The sequence below is a fragment of the Halorubellus litoreus genome (assembly GCF_055378595.1).
The window spans coordinates 2131814-2149143 of record NZ_AP043836.1 but is presented as its reverse complement, the minus strand read 5'-3'; the positions used below and the strand labels follow the sequence as shown (position 1 = coordinate 2149143).

Below are 17330 nucleotides of genomic sequence, written 5' to 3'. Positions count from 1 at the left end.
GATTACTCGCGGTTCTCGACGGACAGGACCTTCCCGGCCGCGATGGTCTGACCCATGTCGCGGACCGCGAACGAACCGAGCTCGGGGATCTCCGAGGACGGCTCGATGCTGAGGGGCTTCTGCGGGCGCACGGTGACGACCGCTGCGTCGCCGGTCTGGATGAAGTCGGGGTTCTCCTCCGCGACCTCGCCAGACGAGGGGTCCATCTTCTTGTCGAGGCTCTCGATGGTACACGCGACCTGCGCCGTGTGGGCGTGGAAGACCGGCGTGTACCCGGCCGTGATGACCGAGGGGTGCTGCATGACGACGATCTGCGCCTGGAACGTCTCGGCGACGCTCGGCGGGTCGTCGGCGGGGCCACAGACGTCACCGCGGCGGATGTCGTCCTTGCCGATGCCGCGGACGTTGAACCCGACGTTGTCACCGGGTTCGGCCTTCGGCACTTCCTCGTGGTGCATCTCGATGGTCTTGACCTCGCCACCGACGTCGCTCGGCTGGAAGCTGACGTTGTCGCCGATGTTCATGATACCCGTCTCGATACGCCCGACGGGGACGGTACCGATACCGGAGATGGTGTAGACGTCCTGGATGGGGAGGCGGAGCGGCGCGTCCGTCGGCGGCTCCGGCTCCGGCAGGTTGTTGAGAGCCTCGATGAGGATCTCGCCGTCGTACCATTCCGTGTTCTCGGAGCGCTCGGCGATGTTGTCGCCTTCGAACGCGGAGATCGGGATGAACTCGGCGTCGTCCGTGTTGAACTGGACCTGGTTGAGGAGGTCGGTGACCTCGCTCTTGACCTCTTTGTACTTGGTCTCGCCGTAGTCGACGAGGTCCATCTTGTTGACACCGACGATGAGCTCGCCGATGCCGAGGGTGCGCGCCAGGAAGACGTGCTCCTGGGTCTGGGGCGCAACGCCGTCGTCTGCTGCGACGACGAGGACGGCGTTGTCAGCCTGGGACGCGCCCGTGATCATGTTCTTGACGAAGTCGCGGTGACCAGGACAGTCGACGATGGTGAACTCGTACTCGTCGGTGCTGAATTCCTGGTGGGCGATGTCGATGGTGACACCGCGCTCGCGCTCTTCGGCGAGGTTGTCCATGACGTAGGCGAACTCGAAGCCGCCCTTGCCCTTCTCTTCGGCTTCCTCGCGGTGCTGCTCGATGACGTGCTCGGGTACGCTCCCCGTCTCGAAGAGGAGTCGCCCGACCAGTGTGCTCTTCCCGTGGTCGACGTGGCCGATGATGGCCAGGTTCTGGTGTTGGTCGCTCATTGGTTGTCTCACGCGCAGAGGCGCTGTGTGGAATCCTTTCGGCAGAAACGGTTAAAACGATTTCGATACGCGCTACCCGAGACCCCGCCGCCCTCGGGCGGTTTGGTGTTGTCAATGTCACGCATGGACGGGTTTGCGACGTCGACGCCCGGTCCGGATACGAACGGTTGACGGGCACGCGAACGCAGGATACGCTGAACGAGCAGTGTCGCCGTCGCAGCCGACCGAACAACCAGTGACGCTATCGCAGCCGACCGAACAACCAGTGACGCTATCGCAGCCGACCGAACAACCAGTGACGTTATCGCAGCCGACCGAACGGCGAGCCGTGTGACCGCGGGCGGCCCAGCGGGTGCGGTGAGCGCTCAGTCTTCGAGTCGGCGGACGTCGGCGAGGACGGCGCTCGCGGTCTCGTCCCCGCCGGCGCCGCGACCGCCGAGTTCGAGCGCACCCGCCGATTCCGTGTCGAGCTGGACGACGTTCTGGGTGCCGGTGACGGCGAGCGGGCCGCCTTCGGGGACGAGTCGCGGCCCGACGCGGGCGCCCTCTGCGGTCGCTTCGCCGACGAGGCGGACGGTCCGGCCGTCTTCCGCGGCGAGGTCGAGCGCGCTCGGGGGGATCGACCGGATGCCTTCGACGTCGGCGTCCTCGAGCGTGTACGTCGCGTCGCCGTCCGCGAGGACGTTCGCGAGGATGACGCACTTGAGCGCGGCGTCGGTCCCGTCGACGTCGAACGTCGGGTCGGCCTCCGCGACGCCGAGGTCCTGTGCTTCCGCGAGCACGTGCTCGTAGGAGAGGCCTTCGGCGGCCATCCGCGACAGCACGAAGTTCGCGGTCCCGTTGAAGATGCCCTTCGCTGCCGTGACCTGCGAGCGCCCGTAGTCCTCGATGGTGCCGAGGACGGGGATGGCGCCGGCGACGGTCGCCTCGAACCGCACGCGCCCCGCGCTCTCGGCTTCCAGGGCCGCGACGTCCGCGTAGCGTTCCGCGACCGGGCCCTTGTTCGCGAGGACGACGTCCCTGTCGCGTTCGAGTGCGCGAGCGACGTGCGAGAACCCGGGTTCGGCGTCGTCGAGCGTCGTCGGCGTCGCCTCGACGAGTGCGTCGTACTCGGCGTCGAGCGCCGCTTCCGGGTCGAGTTCGCCGACGCGACCACGTGCGGACTTCCGCTCCAGGACCGCCTGCGCGTCCAGGCCCTCGTCGTCGACGACCGCGGTCTGCGAGTCCGCGACCGCGACCACGTCGTGTCCGTGTTCGCCCGCGAGCGCGACGACGGACCGCCCGACCGCGCCGGCGCCCATGACCGCGAGCTTCACGCCGACCCCTCCACGAGCGGTTCCACGACCTGCAGGTCCTTCTCGTCGGCGACCGCCCGAACCGTCTCGAGCGCCTCGACGACGCCGTCGGACTCGACCGCCAGGTGCACGCGTGCACTCGACACGTCGTCGGTCCCCTCGGGGGCGTCCAGCGAAAGGTCCGTAACCGAGGCGGCCGCGCACGCCTCCACGCGCGAGAGCGTATCCGAGAGGTCGGTGTCGACGAGGTGCCCGACGAGCAGCACCGTCACCTGCTCGGTGTACGCGTCCTCCCCCGCCTGGATGACGGTGACGCCAGCGTCCCGGAGTGCGTCGACGATGTCGTCGAACCGGTCGGGGCGACACTCGAGGTCGACCTCGACGGGGATGTTCCCGCGCGGTGTGAGGTTCCCGCGCTCGTGGTAGATCGAGAGCAGATTCCCGCCGTTCTCCGAGATCGGTTCCAGCGCCCGCAGCAACTCGCCGGGTTCGTCGACGAGTTCCAGCCGGACCGTGTACGCTCGCACCGCCGCGTCCACGTCAGCGGCCACCCGAGCCACCTCCCTGTCGGCTCCGTCGGTCGTCCATGCTGGAACCAATCGCGTTCTCTCGTATAAGCCTTCAGCCACGCACAAGTCTCGCCGCTCACCAGCGCACTGATACGCCAGGGAAGAAACCGCCGTCGTCACTCCAGAGAGACCGCCGCCGTCGTCAGTAGTGGTACGCCGTGTAGCCCGCGCTCGGAACGGGCGTTCCGGAGTCCTCGTTCTCGAGTTTCTCGATCGCCTCCTCGAAGTCCGCCGTCCGGACCTCGGTGCGCTCGTCGCGGATGGCGAACATCCCGGCTTCCGTGGTCATGCTCTCGATCTCCGCACCCGAGTACCCCTGGGTCTGCTCGGCGAGCGTCTCGAAGTCCACGTCGTCGGCGACGTTCATGTTCTGCGTGTGGATCTCGAAGATGCGCTTCCGGCCTTCGACGTCCGGCTCCGGTACCTCGATGAGGCGGTCGAACCGCCCGGGGCGGAGGATGGCGCGGTCGAGCATATCGAAGCGATTCGTGGCGGCGATGATGCGGACGTTCCCGCGCGCCTCGAAGCCGTCCATCTCGCTCAAGAGCTGCATCATCGTCCGCTGGACCTCCGCGTCACCCGACGTCTTCGACTCCGTGCGCTTCGCGGCGATGGCGTCGATCTCGTCGATGAAGATGATGGCGGGTTCGCGCTCCTCGGCGAGTTCGAAGAGGTCGCGGACGAGCCGCGACCCTTCGCCGATGAACTTCCGGACGAGTTCGCTCCCGGCCATCTTGATGAACGTCGCGTCCGTCTCGTTCGCAACGGCTTTCGCGAGCATCGTCTTCCCGGTGCCCGGCGGCCCGTACAGGAGGACGCCGCTCGGCGGGTCGATACCGACGGTATCGAACTGTGCGGGATTCACGAGCGGTTCCTCGACGGCCTCGCGGACCTCCCGGATCTGTTCCTCGATACCGCCGATGTCGTCGTAGACGACGTCCGGGCTCGCGTCGACCTCCATCGCTTGTGCGCGAGCGTCCGTCTCACCGGAGAGGATGGTCTGCACGCTGAAGGAATCGTTGACCGCGACGCGGTCACCGGCCTGCAGTTCGTCCGCCATCCGCCGCGAAACGTCCGTCAGGACCTCCTGGTTGTTCCCGTGCTGCTTGACGACCGCTTCCTGCTCCTCGTCCGCGACCTCCTCGACGGTCGCGATGTACAGCGACGAGGTCTTCAACGCCTCGTTCTCGCGTTCGGTGTGGTCGACTTCGGCTTTCAGTTCCTCGCGTCGCTCGTCGGCGGTCTCGAGTTGACTCGAGAGCTGCTCGTGGACGTCCGTGATCTCCACGAAGTGCTCTCGAAGCGCCTCGAGGCGTTCCTCGTCCGACATGTCCTGGTCGAGGTCGAGCCTGGGACGGTCGGGCAATGAGGGACTCCGGGACATTCGTTGTCGGTCGTATGCGACGGTCGTAAAAGGACCTTTGGGTTAGCGCACGCCGGACGGCAGCTATCGGATGAACGCGTCGAATCACCCGACGTCACGGCTTCAGCTCGCGGCTCGCACCACGCTGTGGTCGGTCGGGACAGGGCTTTTTATCCGATGGCCGCGTACCGAACGTCCATGAAGTTCGTTATCGTGGGGTACGGTCGCGTCGGTAAGCGAACGTCCCGCATCCTCAGCGAGGAAGACCACGACGTCGTCGTCGTCGACAACGACCACGAGCGCGCCGAACGCGCGCGCGACGCGGGCTACACGGTGGTCGAGGGCGACGGCCAAGAGGAAGCCGTCCTCGAGGAAGCGGGCATCGCGACCGCGGACGCCATCGGCGCACTCACCCCGGACCTGAACGTGAACTTCGCCGCGTGCATGGTCGGGAAACACCACGGCGCACGCACCGTCCTCCGGATCGACGAGGACTACCGCGAGGACATCTACGAGAAGTACGCCGAGGACGTCGACGAGATAATCTACCCCGAACGTCTGGGGGCGGCGGGCGCGAAGACCGCGATGCTCGGCGGCGACTTCAACGTCCTCGCGGACATCACCGAGCAACTCCGCTTCTCGGTGTTCACCGTCGACGCCGACTCGCCGCTCGTCGGCCAGCGCCTCGTGAGCGTCGACCTCCCCGAGGAAGCTCGCGTGTACGCACACGGAGGCGCGGACGAACCACTCACCATTCCACTTCCGACCGTCGAACTCGAAGCCGGCGACCGCGTCGCGGTCGTCGTCGACCAGGACGGCGTCGACGCCGTCCGCGAGAGCTTCCACGCGGCCGCCTGACTCCTCGTTCCTCGTCACACTCGGTCGTCCTCACGTTCGGTCGTCGACCGAAAGGAACCGCAGGGGTTCCGTCGTCGTGTGACCCCACGTCGGTACCCAAAGGGAGAGAGACAGCGACGGGCGCGCGATGGATTCGGATGGGAACTGAGGCCGGATGCGCGCCCATCACTCCCATGCGACCGGGATTCAATAAATGCCCGTCAGACGGCCGGCCGACGGAGGTGTGACGGGAGCGTTTTTCCCGATAGCCGCCACAGTCGTGCGTATGTTCGTCTCAGGGACTGGATTACCGCTCGCGACACCGTTCGACGAGTCTGGGGACGTGGACGAGGCGGCGTTGCGCTCGCTCGTCGAGGCCGTCGAGGCCGCGGGCGTGGATTTCGTCGTTCCGTGCGGGTCGAACGGCGAAGCCGTGCATCTCGACGTGGCCGAGCGAACGCGCGTGACCGAGGTCGTCGCGGACGCCGCCACGTTGCCCGTCGTCGCCGGCACCGGCCATCCGAGCGAGCGCGTGACCGTCGAACAGACGCGAGCGGCGGCGGACGTCGGTGCGGACGCAGCACTCGTCGTCTCGCCGTTCTACCACCAGCACGACGCGGGCGCTATCGCGACGCACTACGAGCGCGTCGCGGACGCGAGCCCGATACCGGTCTACCTCTACAGCGTCCCGAAGTACACGGGGACGACGCTGCCACCGCGGACGGTGCAGTCGCTCGCCACGCACGAGAACGTCCACGGCATCAAGGATTCGAGTGGTGACCTGGAGACGCTCCAGCGGTACGTCACACTCACCTCGGGCGCGGACTTCGACGTCCTCGTCGGCTCCGGGAGCGTGTACGCCGCCGGCCTAGACGCTGGCGCGAGCGGTGGCGTGCTCGCACTCGCGAACGTCGTCCCCGACCTCGCCTCGGAGGTCTACGACCTGCACGCGAACGGCGACGACGACGCTGCACGCGCACTCAATCGCGACCTCGTGGAGTTGAACCGCGCGGTGACAGCCGAGTACGGCGTCCCGGGACTGAAAGCCGCGATGCGTTCGCGCGACTACGCCGCCGGTTACCCGCGCCGGCCGTTCCAGCCCGTCAGCGACGACGTTCGCGCGGAACTGGTCGCGCTCGTCGACGAGGCTCTCGCCGACGCGTCCGTCGAATGACTCCGTGACCGCGCCCGCGACCGGCGCGTTCTTTGACCGGGGCCGTGAACGTCGACGCATGACCTGGGCCGAGCTGTTCGACGCGACGGCCGACCTGGACGTGACCGACGCGGACGTCCGCGAGGCGCTCCGCGAGCACCGGGAGGGCGACGATGCCTGACGCGTCGCCGACGCGGATCGTCGCGGACGCGGACGTCCTCGCCGCGGACGTCCTCGTCGGCGGCGCGAGCCGGGACGCGCTCGATCACGTCCGCTCGCACTCGTGGCTGACGCTCGTCGCGAGCGACGAACTCCTGGACGACGCCGAGGCGGTCGTCGCAGCGCTCGCCGACGACGACCTCGCGGCCGCGTGGCGCGAGCGCGCCGCCGCCGCGACCGAGCGCGTCGACCACGAGCCCGGCGACCATCCAGGACTCGCGTCCGCGGTCCATGGTGGCGCCGCGCACCTCCTGTCGTTCGACGACGCGCTCGGGAGCGTCCAGACGGGGATGAGCGTCCAACCGCACGCGAAGCTCTCGGTCCGGCCGCCGGACGCGTTCGCGCGACTGTTCGACGCCGCGAGCCTCTACGCGGCCGAATTCGACGACGACTACCCGGGACCAGACCAGGACCCGCGCGCCTAGACGCTCTCGCGGGAGTCCACGCGCCTAGACGCTCTCGCGGAACGCTCTTGCGAGCGCGACGTACAGCACTGGTGCGGACACGAGCACCCACAGTGCACCCGCGCCGAGCATGACGACGTCGTCCGCGAACACCCAGAGAACGACGCCGACGACGACGAGTTCCGAGAGGACGGTGAGCGCACCTGCGACTCGCTCGACACCGACCGCTTCGAGTTGCGACTCCGACATACACTGGTTGGCAGTCGGACGCGTCAAAACGATACCGGCCGAGGCGGCGAGGGTCGGGGTGCTCCGACTCGCTACCGGTCGCCGTTGACGCGTTCGACGACGCGCCGGAGGATGGGGCGGGGCGTGACGCGTTCGCCGTAGTACGTCGCCTTGCTCAGGAGGTTCGGGAGGATGATGGTGTCCCCGGCGAGGAGGCCGCGGTAGCCGGCGGCGGCGACGGATTCGGCGTCGTTCATGAACATCGACCCGATTACGGAGTCGGTCATGTCCGCGCGGTCCTGGAATCCGGTGTCGACGGGGCCGGGACAGAGGACGCTGACGTCGACGCCGGTGTCGCGGTTCTCGACGGCGAGCGCTTCGCTGAACGAGTTCACGTACGCCTTCGATGCGTAGTAGCCCGCCATCTTCGGGCCGGGGACGAACCCGGCGGTGCTCCCGACGTTCAGGATCTTCCCGCGGTCGCGCTCGCGGAAGTCCGCGAGGAACAAGCGGGTGAGGACGACGAGCGTCTCGACGTTCAGCCGGATCTGGGAGCGTTCTTCGCCGACGTTGGACTCGTGGAATTCACCGTACGTGCCGATGCCGACGTTGTTCACGAGGATGCCGACGTCGAGGTCGCGTTCGTCGACGTCGTCGTAGAGTGCGTCGGCGGCGTGCGGTTGGTCGAGGTCGTGGACGATGGTGGTGGCGGTGACGCCGTAGCGGTCCTCGAACTCGGTGGCGGCGTCGGCGAGCGCGTCCTCGCTGCGGGCGACGAGGACGACGTCGTGGCCGTGGCGGGCGAACTGGCGGGCGAGTGCGCGACCGATGCCGCCGGAGGCACCGGTGACGAGGGCAGTCTCCTTCACGTCCGGAGTCGAGAGCGCCGGGACGTTAACCGCTCCGCTCTCGGACCGCGAGGCAGGGTGGGTGTGGCGGCGCGGGACGTGGTGAGCGGTGGGTGGCGACGAGGGGGGCGTGCAACGACGGCCGTCGCGAGTGCGTCGGTCGCCGGACGGCGCGCTCGCGAGTGGTGGACGCGGTGGTCGCGCGAGACGGACGTCGATGACGGCGGGGCTCGCGGACCGCGAGCGGTCAGGGCACGCCGGGCGTCGCCGCGGCTTCGTATAAGAAGAAAGGGGGCGGCGGGTCGAGTTACTTGGCACCCTTGGTATCGGCGGGTTCGCCGGCGAGCCAGTCGGCGAACTTCGCGAGGGCGCGACCGCGGTGACTGACGGCGTTCTTCTCGGCGGTACTCATCTCGGCCATCGTCGTGCCGTCGTGCTCGAAGATGGGGTCGTACCCGAACCCGCCGTCGCCGCGCGGGGCGACGATGGTCCCGGGGACGCTCCCCTCGAACGTCTCCACCTGCACCGCGTTGTCGCTCTCACCGGTCTCCTCACCGTCGCCGCCGTCGCCAGCGTCGTCGGGGCGGTGGGCGTACGCGAGGACGGTCCGGAAGTGCGCGCGTCGGTCGTCCTCGGCCTCGCAGAGCCGCCAGACGCGGTCGACGCCGAGGGTGTCCTCGACGAACGACGAGTACGGGCCGGGGAACCCGTCGAGCGCGCGCACGAACAGGCCGGCGTCGTCGACGAGCACGGGGTCGACCCCGCCGAGTGCCTCGAACGCTTCGCGGGCGCCGGCGGCGGCGACGGTCGCGAGGTCCCCCTGGACCTCGGTGTAGTCGTAGTCGACGCGCTCGACGTCGTCGAGGTACTCGCGGGCCTCGTCGGCCTTCCCCTCGTTGCTCGTGACGAATCGGATGGGCATACGCGAGACAGCGGTCCCGGGTGGTAAGGAGGCGTCGGTCCGCGGTCGCCGTCGTAGAGTGGTCGTGGTGTGCGCGGTCACACGTCGAGGTCGCCGAGGATGCGGCTCTCGGCGCGCCGGAGGTGTTCGGCGGCGGTGCCGGGCGCGCAGTCGATGGCGTCGGCGACGTCGTCGACGCCGGCGTCGCGCGGCACCTCGTAGTAGCCCATGCGCTGTGCGGCGCGGACGGCGTCGCGCTGGCGGGTGGTGAGGTCGACGCCGACCTCGGGGTCGGCGGGCGGGTCGTCGCCGACCTGGTCGACGGTGACGTCGATGACGTCGGGGACGCCGTCGAGGACGGCGCGGAGGACGTCGGGGTCGCCGACGACGCCGAGGGACATCGTGCGGTCGGTGTGGTACGCGACGGGTGGGACGGCGAGGACGCTATGCTCGGCGAAGACGTCGAGGAGGGAGGCGTCGACGTCGGCGGGTGATTCCTCGACGTATACGTAGAAGGCGTCGTCGGTGATGGGCGCGAGTTCGAACGACTGGACGCGGTCGAGGTCGGCGAGACGCTCCGCGTACGGCTCGCGGTCGCCGCGGACGTGGAAGAGGAGGGTGTTCGCGTCCGGGCCGTCGTAGTTCCAGTGGATGAGCCGGTAGTCGGCGTAGTCGCCGTGTTCGCAGACGAACGCGTGCATCGGGTGGATGACGTCCCCGGGGAGGTCGAGCGTGAGCCGGAGGTACTTCACGTTCAGTCGATTCCGGACGGTCGACTTAAAACCTCTAGTGGGTGAGACGATGGAGTCGTGCGTCGGCCCCGCGTCGGTTCGACCATGCGATACTGTCGATTCGACGGGGGTGCTCGGTCGTGAGCGAGGCCGTGCTGCGCGAACGCGAGACGGACGCGGACCGGGGGCCGACGGTCGAAGCGCTCGAGCGTGCGCTCGGCGACCTCGCGGTCGGTCGCGACGAGCACGTGAACGCGCCCGCGGTCGTCGTCCGCCCGGACACGGTCGCGGACGCGGTCGCGACGCTCCGGGACGAACTGGGGCTCGACCACTGCGCGTGCGTCACCGCCCAGGAGTACGCCGACCGCTTCGAGACCGTCTACCACCTCCGGGACTACGACGACCCGCGGCGGGAGGGGAGCGTGGTCGTGCCGACGACGCGCGAGTCGCCGGAGAGCGAGAGCGCCGCGAGCGCGTTCCGGACGTGCGACTGGCACGAGCGCGAGGCGTACGACCTCCTCGGTATCGAGTACGACGACCACCCGGACCTGCGGCGCATCCTCCTCCCGGAGACGTGGCAGGGCCACCCGCTGCGCGAGGACTTCGACCAGGACCGCCCGCAGGTCGTCACGCTCGAAGCGCACGCGAACCCGCTCGCCGACGACGCGCGCGGCGGCGCGGAGTCGGGAGGTGGCGAGGCCGGCCGAGAGACGATGTTCCTCAACATCGGCCCGCATCATCCCTCCACGCACGGCGTCCTCCACGTCGAGACCGTACTGGACGGGGAGACCGTCGTCGACGTCGACCCCGACATCGGGTACATCCACCGGTGCGAGGAACAGATGTGCCAGTCCGGGACGTACCGCCACCAGATCATGCCGTACCCCGACCGGTGGGACTGGGCGTCGGCGGGCCTGCTCAACGAGTGGGCGTACGCGCGGACCATCGAGGACCTCGCGGACGTCGACGTCCCCGAGTACGCGCAGGTCATCCGGACGATGGGCGCGGAACTCTGCCGGATCGCGTCGCACATGCTCGCGATAGCGACGTACGCCCTCGACGTGTTCGGCGAGTTCACCGCGGTCTTCCAGTACGGCATCCGCGACCGCGAGAAGGCGCTCGGCCTCCTCGAGGAGTTGACGGGCCAGCGGATGATGTTCAACTACTTCCGCGTCGGCGGCGTCGCCTGGGACCTCCCCCAGCCCCGGGAGGCGTTCTTCGAGCAGGTCCGTGAGGAACTCGACACGCTCCCGGACGCGATGGACGAGTACTACGACCTCCTCGCGAACAACGAGGTCTTCCAGACGCGGACGATGGGAACGGGCGTGCTCGACGCCGAGACCGCGAAGACGTACGGCTGTACGGGCCCGGTCGCTCGCGGCTCGGGCGTCGACTACGACCTCCGCCGCGACGACCCCTACGGGTACTACGACGAACTGGAGTGGGACGTCGTCACCGAGGACGCCGGCGACAACCTCGCTCGCGTCATGTGTCGGATGCGGGAGGTCGAGCAGTCCGCGCGCATCGTCCGCCAGTGCGTCGACGTCCTCGAGGACTGGCCCGAAGACGACCGCGTCGTCCAGTCGAACGTCCCGCGGACGCTGAAACCCGAGCGCGACCGCGAACTGTACCGCGCGGTCGAGGGCGCGAAGGGCGAACTCGGCATCTATCTGCGGAGCGACGGCACGGACTCGCCCGCGCGGTTCAAGATACGGAGCCCGTGCTTCTCGAACCTGCAGGCGCTCCCGGAGATGGCCGAAGGCGAGTACGTCCCGGACCTGGTCGCGACGCTCGGCAGCCTCGATACTATCATGGGCGAGGTCGACCGCTAGAAGGGGAGAACGCCTCGTTCGCCGTCAGTCCTCGACGACGACCTCGACGGGGTCCTCGTCGCCGACCGCGTCGTCGTCGCTGCCGCCGCGCTCGTTCCAGAGGAGCGCGCCGACGACCGCGAGCGCGACCCACGACCGCCAGTTCGCGAGGTTCAGCGTGTACCCGATGCCGAACGGTTTCTCGACGAGCATCCCGTCACCGGGCTGCCAGTAGGACTTCAGCATGCGACTGATGCTCGGTCGTTCGAAGTTGTACGGGATTCCGAAGACCTCCCCGCTGCTGGGCTTGTCGGACATACGAAAGGATACGCGCGGTCGACTTATCAACGTTGCCGTCTCCCAACCCGCTCACGTCCAGTTCCCGTCGCGGTCTCGCGCGACCGCGAGCCAGTCGAGAGAGTACTCGAAGGGTCGCTCCAGTGCTCGAAGGGTCGCCGGAGTGCTCGGCCGCTACTGGTAGCGGCCGCGGCCTTCGACGGCTTCGAGCTGGTCGAGGACGCGGTCGTCGCCGGCGGCGGCGTAGCCGTCGCGGAGCGCGGCGCGGAGCGGCCCGGGGTCGCTCGCGGTGCCGACGAGGCTCTGGTCGAAGACGTGGAGGTCCATCGCGTAGTCCTCGACCTGCTCGGTGTGGTAGCCCAGGCCGAAGTCGACGAGGAACACGCGCTCGTCGCCCGCTTCGTCGTCGATTCCCCCGGCCTCGTCGCCGTCGCCGGCTTCGGCCGCTCCGGTTCCGCTGCCACCGGTCACGCGGACGTTCCGCGTCGTCGGGTCGCCGTGCACGAACCCGGCGTCGTGGAGCGCCGCGAGGTGCGCGCCGACGGCGCGGACGCGTTCGGCGGTGAGCCCGCGAGCGAGGTCGCGGTCGCCGACGTGCTCGAAGACGAGCGTCCCTTCGTCGTCGTCGACCTCGCGGACGACCGGCGTCGGGACGCCTTCGGCGCGCGCGGCGTGCGTGAGTCGCGCCTCGCTCCGCGTCCGGGTCTCGCGGAGTCGACGGTCGAGCTCGGGGTGCCGGTACGCTTTCGGGACGCGGCGCTTCGTGACGACGTCGCCGACGTCGACGACCGCTTCCGCACCGCGGACCTCGGTCCCGGATTCGGGCGCGATGGCGACGTCCTCGCCGGCGTCACGCCACGTCACCGGGACCTCGTCCGGCCGGAAGTTCGCGTCCACGTTCGAGTCCTCGATGGCGAGCGTGTCGCCGGCGGCGTACATCTTCGCACCGAGCAGCGCGATCATGCCGGCGTTGTCCCGGAGGAATCGCGGTTCGGGCGCGTAGAAGTCCGCGTCACGGGCGTCACACATCTCCTCGAGCATCCGTTTGAGGCGCGCGTTCTGCGCGACGCCGCCGCCGAGGACGAGTTCGTCACTTCCGGTCAGACTGAGGGCGCGTTCGGTGACCTCCGCGAGCATCGCGAAGATCGTCTCCTCCAGCCCGCGGCAGACGTCCTCGACGGGAACGCCGTCGTCGGACGCTTGCTTCGCGGCGCTCATGATGCCGGAGAACGAGAAGTCCATGCCCTTCACGACGTACGGCAGGTCGACGTACTCGCCGTCTTTGGCGTGCGCTTCGACCTTCGGGCCGCCGGGGTGACTCCAGCCGACGTGTCTCGTGAACTTGTCGATGGCGTTCCCGACGCCGGTGTCCATCGTCTCGCCGAGGACGCGATAGCGGCCGTCGCGGTACCCGAGCAGGTGCGCGTTCGCGCCGCTCGCGTTCAGGCACACCGGCGAGTCGAACCCGGAGCGATGCCGGCCGATCTCGAGGTGCGCGACCATGTGGTTCGCGCCGACGAGCGGGACGTCGAGCGCTTGCGCGAGCGCTCGCGCGGCCGTCCCGACGATGCGGAGGCACGGCCCGAGGCCGGGGCCGCGCGAGAACGCGACCGCGTCCACCGCCGGCCCGTCGCCGTCGTGCCGGTCGCGAGCGTCCGCGAGCGCCGCCGCGACGACGCTCGGGACCGCCTCCTGCATGTGCTCGGCGGCCTCGCGCGGATGGATGCCGCCGCTCTCGGGCTCGTACGCCTCGGAGTGGATGCGGAAGTCGTCGCGCGCACCGTCGTACACCGCGGCGCTCGCGCACCACGCCGTCCCCTCGATACCGAGCACGCGAACCGGCTCGCCGTCCCGCGTCACGCCGCCGTCCGCTACCTCCCCTGCGTCGGCCATCTACTTGCTCTGGACTCGGCCACCCAGCGAGAAGACGACTTCGGTCCGCGACCGCCGGCGCTCCAGGGAGCCAGGCGCGCGCGACGACGCCGGCGCTCCAGGGAGCCAGGCGCGCGCGACGACGCCGGCGCTCCAGGGAGCCAGGCGCGCGCGACGACGCCGTCGCTGGTCGAGCGTGGCGTCGAAAGAACGGTACGCGGGTACTTGCTGCGGCGCTACTGCCACTCGGTGTAACTGCACTTGCCGCAGTGCAGTCGGTCGCCGTAGTCGCCGAGGAACGTGTCGCCGCAGCGCGGGCACTGTTCGCGCGTGTGCTCGCCGTCGTCGTCGTAGAACTCGTGTGCGGGCATGCTATCAGGCCTCCTCCGCTTCCGCGTCCTCGCCGGTGATGGCGTTCCGGTCGAGCATGTGTTCCTGTTCGACGTCCTGGGCGTCCTCGGCCGTCTCGTAGACCTTCGCGTAGCCGACGGTCTTGCGCATCCCGAACTTCGTGTCGAGTTCGCGGACGACGACCTCGTCGGCGTCCTTGTTCAGCTTCGCCGCGAGGCTGTCGCGGACGGAGAGGCGCGAGGGCGTGGCTTCGTCGTGGACGACTTCGAACGTGACGTCCGTGCGGTGCAACATCGGGTTGTCCTCTTCAGAGAGGATTTCGACGTCCATGGTATCTCAGTTACCGTAACTACCCCTCGAAACCCCTAAAAGAATTTCGAAGTGCCCAACCGACCCCACCGGACAGATACCTTATTTATTCAAGGTCGAGTACCATTGCCATTGGATTTATCACACTCGGGGAGAGTCCCCGGGTATGTTCGGTATACTGCGGCGTGTCGTCCCGGACGCCATCCGGCGACGCTACGCACTCAAGTTCGGTATCGTCATGCTCTGTCTCGGCGTGGTCGTCGCCGGCATCGGTGTCGCCGCGACCACACAGGTACAGAACGAGGTCCAGAACGGCGCGAAGGCGGAGTACGAACAGGTCGCGAGACAGGAGTCCGCGAAGCTCGCAACCTGGAACGAACGCAACCTCCAGCTCGCGACCCACCTCTCCGGGACCCTCGCCGTGCGGCAAGGCGACGGCGACGCGATCGACGCGCTGTTCCAGAACCGCACCGACAGACCAGGGATCTACCGCATCGACTACGTCGACCTCCAAGCTGGCGAGGTCGTCGTGTCGACGCGGCGCGCCGAGGGTCGGTCGCTGTCCGAACTCGACGTCGAGGACGCCGACCGCCTGCGGCGCGTCGCGACGAGCGACGGCGGCGGGTTCTACGGCGCCTACGAGCGCAACAGCGTGGAGGCGATGACGTACGCCGCGGCGACGCCGGACGGCGACCACGCCGTCCTCGTGACGATGGACGCCGGCACGGTCGCGACGGACCTCGATGGTGCGACGGAGAACGGCGCGGTCGCCGTCATCGACCCCGAGAAGCGCATCGTGTTCGACAGCGAATCCGAGGAGGGAACGGGCAAGTTCCTCTCGACGTACGAGACGGGACGCGCGGACCAGTACGTCCAGGCGCGGTCCGAGTCCGCCGGGTTCTCGCAGTCGCTCGTCACGGGGCCGGCGTCGGGCGTGCTCGTCGGCGACGACGGCTACGGGCTGCCCCAGGAGACGTACCTCGCCGGGTACTCGCCCGTCGAGGGCACCGACTGGGTCGTGGTCGTGCACGAGCCGACCGGGACCGCGTTCGGGTTCGTGAAGGACGTCCAGCAGTACGGGCTGCTCGTCACGGGCGGCATCGTCGTCCTCATCGGCCTCGTCGGGCTCGTGCTCGGTCGGAACACCGTCCGGTCGGTCGACGACCTCCGCCGGAAGGCCGGCCGCATGGAGGACGGCGACCTGAACGTGGACTTCGACACGCACCGGATCGACGCCATCGGCCAGCTGTACGTCGGGTTCGCGTCGATGCGGGACGCGCTCCGCGACCAGATACGGGAGGCCCAGGAGGCGCGCGAGGCCGCCGAGGCGGCGCGCGCGGAAGCCGAAGAGATGAACGAGCATCTGGAGCAGAAGGCCGACGAGTACAGCGCGGTCATGCAGGCGTGCGCCGACGGCGACCTCACCGAGCGGATGCGTCCGGAGTCCGAGAGCGCGGCGATGCGGTCCATCGCCGTCGAGTTCAACGAGATGGTCGCCGAGATCGAGGCGACGACCGCGGAGGTGAAGGCGTTCGCGAGCGAGGTCGCGACCGCCAGCGAGGAGGTCACCGCCTCCAGCGAGGAGGTGCGTTCGGCGAGCCAGCAGGTCACGGAGTCCATCCAGGAGATCTCCGATGGCGCGGAACGCCAGAACGAGAGCCTGCAGTCCGTCAGCGGCGAGATGGAGCAGCTGTCGACGACCACCGAGGAGATCGCGGCGTCCTCGAACGAGGTCGCGGACATCGCGGAACGAACCGCACAGACGGGACGCGAGGGCCGGGAGGCCGCCGAGGCAGCCATCGAGGGGATGGCGGAGCTGGAGAGCGAGTCCGAGAGCGCGGTCGCGGCCATCGAGGACCTCGAGAACGAGATGAGCGAGATCGACGAACTCATCGAGTTCATCGGCGACATCGCGAAGGAGACGAACATGCTCGCGCTGAACGCGAACATCGAGGCGTCTCGCGGGTCGGCGGAGGCGAGCGGTGACGGCGACGAAGGGTTCGCGGTGGTCGCGCAGGAGGTCAAGGAGCTCGCGAGCGAGACGAAGGACGCCGCCGAGGACATCGAGGCGCGCCTGGAGCGCATCCAGGACCAGACCGAGCACACCGCGGGCGAGGTCCAGCAGACCGCGGACCGCGTCGCCGAGCACACCCAGAGCGTGCGGGACGCGGCCGGGGCGCTCGACGAGATCGCGGAGTACGCGGCGGAGACGAACGACGGCGTCCAGGAGATATCCGCGGCGACCGAACAGCAGGCGGCGAGCACCGAGGAGGTCGTCGCGATGGTCGACGACGCCGCCACCATCTCAGAGGAGACCACCGCGGAATCCGAGAACGTCGCCGCCGCCGCCGAGGAGCAGACCACCGCACTCACGGAGGTGTCGAACTCGGCGAGTTCGCTGAGCGAGCAGGCGTCGCAGCTCTCGGCGGCGCTCGACCGGTTCGACACCGCCGCAGCACCCGAGGACGACGTCGCGTTCGACGAGGAGACGGTTGCGAGCGCGTTCGAAGAGCACGCGGAGGGCCAGGCGCGACCGGGTGACGAGCCGGCCGGAGAGCTCGGCGAGCCCGAGTTCGACGCGTTCGACGGCGAAGCCCCCGGAGATGCGTCGTCGGAGGACTCGAGCGCGAGCGCCACGCCCGATTCCAGCGGCACGAGCGACACCGACGGCGACGCGTCGGCCGACACCGACGGCTCGCCCGACGGCGACGAGTCCGACGACGGCGACGAGTCGCTCACGTTCGACGACTGACGGCGCAGTCGCGTCCCTTCACCTCGTTCTTCGCGGTCGAGCGACCGACGCCTCCACGGGCGCGACCGGCCCGACGACGCCGTCGCTAGCCGAGTCCGCGAACTTCGAAGAACCGCCCTCGG

Annotated in this window: 17 protein-coding genes; 5 read left to right on the top strand and 12 right to left on the bottom strand. The window is 69.0% G+C overall.

Annotation, left to right across the window (positions count from 1 at the left end):
* Positions 1-2: 2 nt before the first annotated feature.
* From tuf to pan2, 4 genes are all read right to left on the bottom strand, one after another.
* Complete coding sequence (gene tuf / locus ACZ48X_RS14900; protein WP_336348959.1) at positions 3-1268, bottom strand: translation elongation factor EF-1 subunit alpha; 1266 nt, start codon at positions 1266-1268, stop codon at positions 3-5.
* Between the two features lie 365 nt (positions 1269-1633).
* Entirely contained in the window at positions 1634-2584 is a 951-nt protein-coding gene (locus ACZ48X_RS14895; protein ID WP_336348960.1) for a homoserine dehydrogenase, read from the bottom strand.
* Positions 2581-3114 carry an amino acid-binding protein gene (locus ACZ48X_RS14890; protein ID WP_336348961.1) on the bottom strand — a complete coding sequence of 178 codons (534 nt, stop codon included), beginning with the start codon at positions 3112-3114 and terminating at the stop codon, positions 2581-2583. The genes ACZ48X_RS14895 and ACZ48X_RS14890 overlap by 4 nt, the downstream gene beginning before the upstream one ends.
* Before the next feature lie 160 nt (positions 3115-3274).
* On the bottom strand, positions 3275-4516 hold the full coding sequence (gene pan2 / locus ACZ48X_RS14885) for a proteasome-activating nucleotidase Pan2 (RefSeq protein WP_336348962.1): 1242 nt from the start codon (positions 4514-4516) through the stop codon (positions 3275-3277).
* Positions 4517-4693: 177 nt separating this feature from the next.
* On the opposite strand from pan2, the gene ACZ48X_RS14880 reads away from it, so the two are divergent.
* From ACZ48X_RS14880 to ACZ48X_RS14870, 3 genes are all read left to right on the top strand, one after another.
* Positions 4694-5353 carry a potassium channel family protein gene (locus tag ACZ48X_RS14880; RefSeq protein ID WP_336348963.1) on the top strand — a complete coding sequence of 220 codons (660 nt, stop codon included), beginning with the start codon at positions 4694-4696 and terminating at the stop codon, positions 5351-5353.
* Positions 5354-5618: 265 nt separating this feature from the next.
* Entirely contained in the window at positions 5619-6506 is an 888-nt protein-coding gene (locus ACZ48X_RS14875) for a dihydrodipicolinate synthase family protein (RefSeq protein WP_336348964.1), read from the top strand.
* Between the two features lie 152 nt (positions 6507-6658).
* Positions 6659-7129, top strand: a complete 471-nt coding sequence (locus ACZ48X_RS14870; RefSeq protein ID WP_336348965.1) for a DUF7384 family protein — start codon at positions 6659-6661, stop codon at positions 7127-7129.
* 24 nt (positions 7130-7153) lie between these two features.
* On the opposite strand, the gene ACZ48X_RS14865 is transcribed toward ACZ48X_RS14870, so the two are convergent.
* The 4 genes from ACZ48X_RS14865 to ACZ48X_RS14850 form a co-directional block, all read right to left on the bottom strand.
* Positions 7154-7357 carry a hypothetical protein gene (locus tag ACZ48X_RS14865; RefSeq protein WP_336348966.1) on the bottom strand — a complete coding sequence of 68 codons (204 nt, stop codon included), beginning with the start codon at positions 7355-7357 and terminating at the stop codon, positions 7154-7156.
* Positions 7358-7428: 71 nt separating this feature from the next.
* Entirely contained in the window at positions 7429-8205 is a 777-nt protein-coding gene (locus ACZ48X_RS14860) for an SDR family NAD(P)-dependent oxidoreductase (protein WP_336348967.1), read from the bottom strand.
* Between the two features lie 286 nt (positions 8206-8491).
* The gene (locus ACZ48X_RS14855; RefSeq protein ID WP_336348968.1) at positions 8492-9106 is read right to left on the bottom strand and encodes a non-canonical purine NTP pyrophosphatase; all 615 of its coding nucleotides are present in this window, start codon (positions 9104-9106) and stop codon (positions 8492-8494) included.
* A 77-nt stretch (positions 9107-9183) separates the two neighbouring features.
* Complete coding sequence (locus tag ACZ48X_RS14850) at positions 9184-9837, bottom strand: helix-turn-helix domain-containing protein (RefSeq protein ID WP_336348969.1); 654 nt, start codon at positions 9835-9837, stop codon at positions 9184-9186.
* A 131-nt stretch (positions 9838-9968) separates the two neighbouring features.
* Here ACZ48X_RS14850 and ACZ48X_RS14845 point away from each other — a divergent pair, with 131 nt between their 5' ends.
* The gene (locus ACZ48X_RS14845) at positions 9969-11648 is read left to right on the top strand and encodes an NADH-quinone oxidoreductase subunit D-related protein (protein ID WP_379762005.1); all 1680 of its coding nucleotides are present in this window, start codon (positions 9969-9971) and stop codon (positions 11646-11648) included.
* 24 nt (positions 11649-11672) lie between these two features.
* On the opposite strand, the gene ACZ48X_RS14840 is transcribed toward ACZ48X_RS14845, so the two are convergent.
* From ACZ48X_RS14840 to ACZ48X_RS14825, 4 genes are all read right to left on the bottom strand, one after another.
* Positions 11673-11945: a DUF5808 domain-containing protein gene (locus ACZ48X_RS14840; protein WP_336348971.1), complete on the bottom strand. Its 273-nt coding sequence runs from the start codon at positions 11943-11945 to the stop codon at positions 11673-11675.
* Between the two features lie 153 nt (positions 11946-12098).
* A complete protein-coding gene (locus ACZ48X_RS14835; protein ID WP_336348972.1) occupies positions 12099-13817 on the bottom strand; it encodes a bifunctional N(6)-L-threonylcarbamoyladenine synthase/serine/threonine protein kinase in 1719 nt (572 codons plus the stop codon).
* Between the two features lie 215 nt (positions 13818-14032).
* Positions 14033-14167 carry a 30S ribosomal protein S27ae gene (locus ACZ48X_RS14830; RefSeq protein ID WP_227132387.1) on the bottom strand — a complete coding sequence of 45 codons (135 nt, stop codon included), beginning with the start codon at positions 14165-14167 and terminating at the stop codon, positions 14033-14035.
* Positions 14168-14171: 4 nt separating this feature from the next.
* A complete protein-coding gene (locus ACZ48X_RS14825; RefSeq protein ID WP_227132388.1) occupies positions 14172-14477 on the bottom strand; it encodes a 30S ribosomal protein S24e in 306 nt (101 codons plus the stop codon).
* Between the two features lie 145 nt (positions 14478-14622).
* Between ACZ48X_RS14825 and ACZ48X_RS14820 the strand changes: the two genes are divergently transcribed.
* On the top strand, positions 14623-17208 hold the full coding sequence (locus ACZ48X_RS14820; RefSeq protein WP_336348973.1) for a methyl-accepting chemotaxis protein: 2586 nt from the start codon (positions 14623-14625) through the stop codon (positions 17206-17208).
* Positions 17209-17330 lie beyond the last annotated feature (122 nt).

Excerpts from the sequence above, each read along its gene's own strand:
- ACZ48X_RS14820 (WP_336348973.1), top strand. The coding sequence starts at position 14,623 with ATGTTCGGTATACTGCGGCGTGTCGTCCCGGACGCCATCCGGCGACGC.
- ACZ48X_RS14830 (WP_227132387.1), bottom strand. The coding sequence starts at position 14,167 with ATGCCCGCACACGAGTTCTACGACGACGACGGCGAGCACACGCGCGAA.
- ACZ48X_RS14865 (WP_336348966.1), bottom strand. The coding sequence starts at position 7,357 with ATGTCGGAGTCGCAACTCGAAGCGGTCGGTGTCGAGCGAGTCGCAGGT.
- ACZ48X_RS14825 (WP_227132388.1), bottom strand. The coding sequence starts at position 14,477 with ATGGACGTCGAAATCCTCTCTGAAGAGGACAACCCGATGTTGCACCGC.
- tuf (WP_336348959.1), bottom strand. The coding sequence starts at position 1,268 with ATGAGCGACCAACACCAGAACCTGGCCATCATCGGCCACGTCGACCAC.
- ACZ48X_RS14880 (WP_336348963.1), top strand. The coding sequence starts at position 4,694 with ATGAAGTTCGTTATCGTGGGGTACGGTCGCGTCGGTAAGCGAACGTCC.
- ACZ48X_RS14840 (WP_336348971.1), bottom strand. The coding sequence starts at position 11,945 with ATGTCCGACAAGCCCAGCAGCGGGGAGGTCTTCGGAATCCCGTACAAC.
- pan2 (WP_336348962.1), bottom strand. The coding sequence starts at position 4,516 with ATGTCCCGGAGTCCCTCATTGCCCGACCGTCCCAGGCTCGACCTCGAC.
- ACZ48X_RS14855 (WP_336348968.1), bottom strand. The coding sequence starts at position 9,106 with ATGCCCATCCGATTCGTCACGAGCAACGAGGGGAAGGCCGACGAGGCC.
- ACZ48X_RS14870 (WP_336348965.1), top strand. The coding sequence starts at position 6,659 with ATGCCTGACGCGTCGCCGACGCGGATCGTCGCGGACGCGGACGTCCTC.
- ACZ48X_RS14835 (WP_336348972.1), bottom strand. The coding sequence starts at position 13,817 with ATGGCCGACGCAGGGGAGGTAGCGGACGGCGGCGTGACGCGGGACGGC.
- ACZ48X_RS14875 (WP_336348964.1), top strand. The coding sequence starts at position 5,619 with ATGTTCGTCTCAGGGACTGGATTACCGCTCGCGACACCGTTCGACGAG.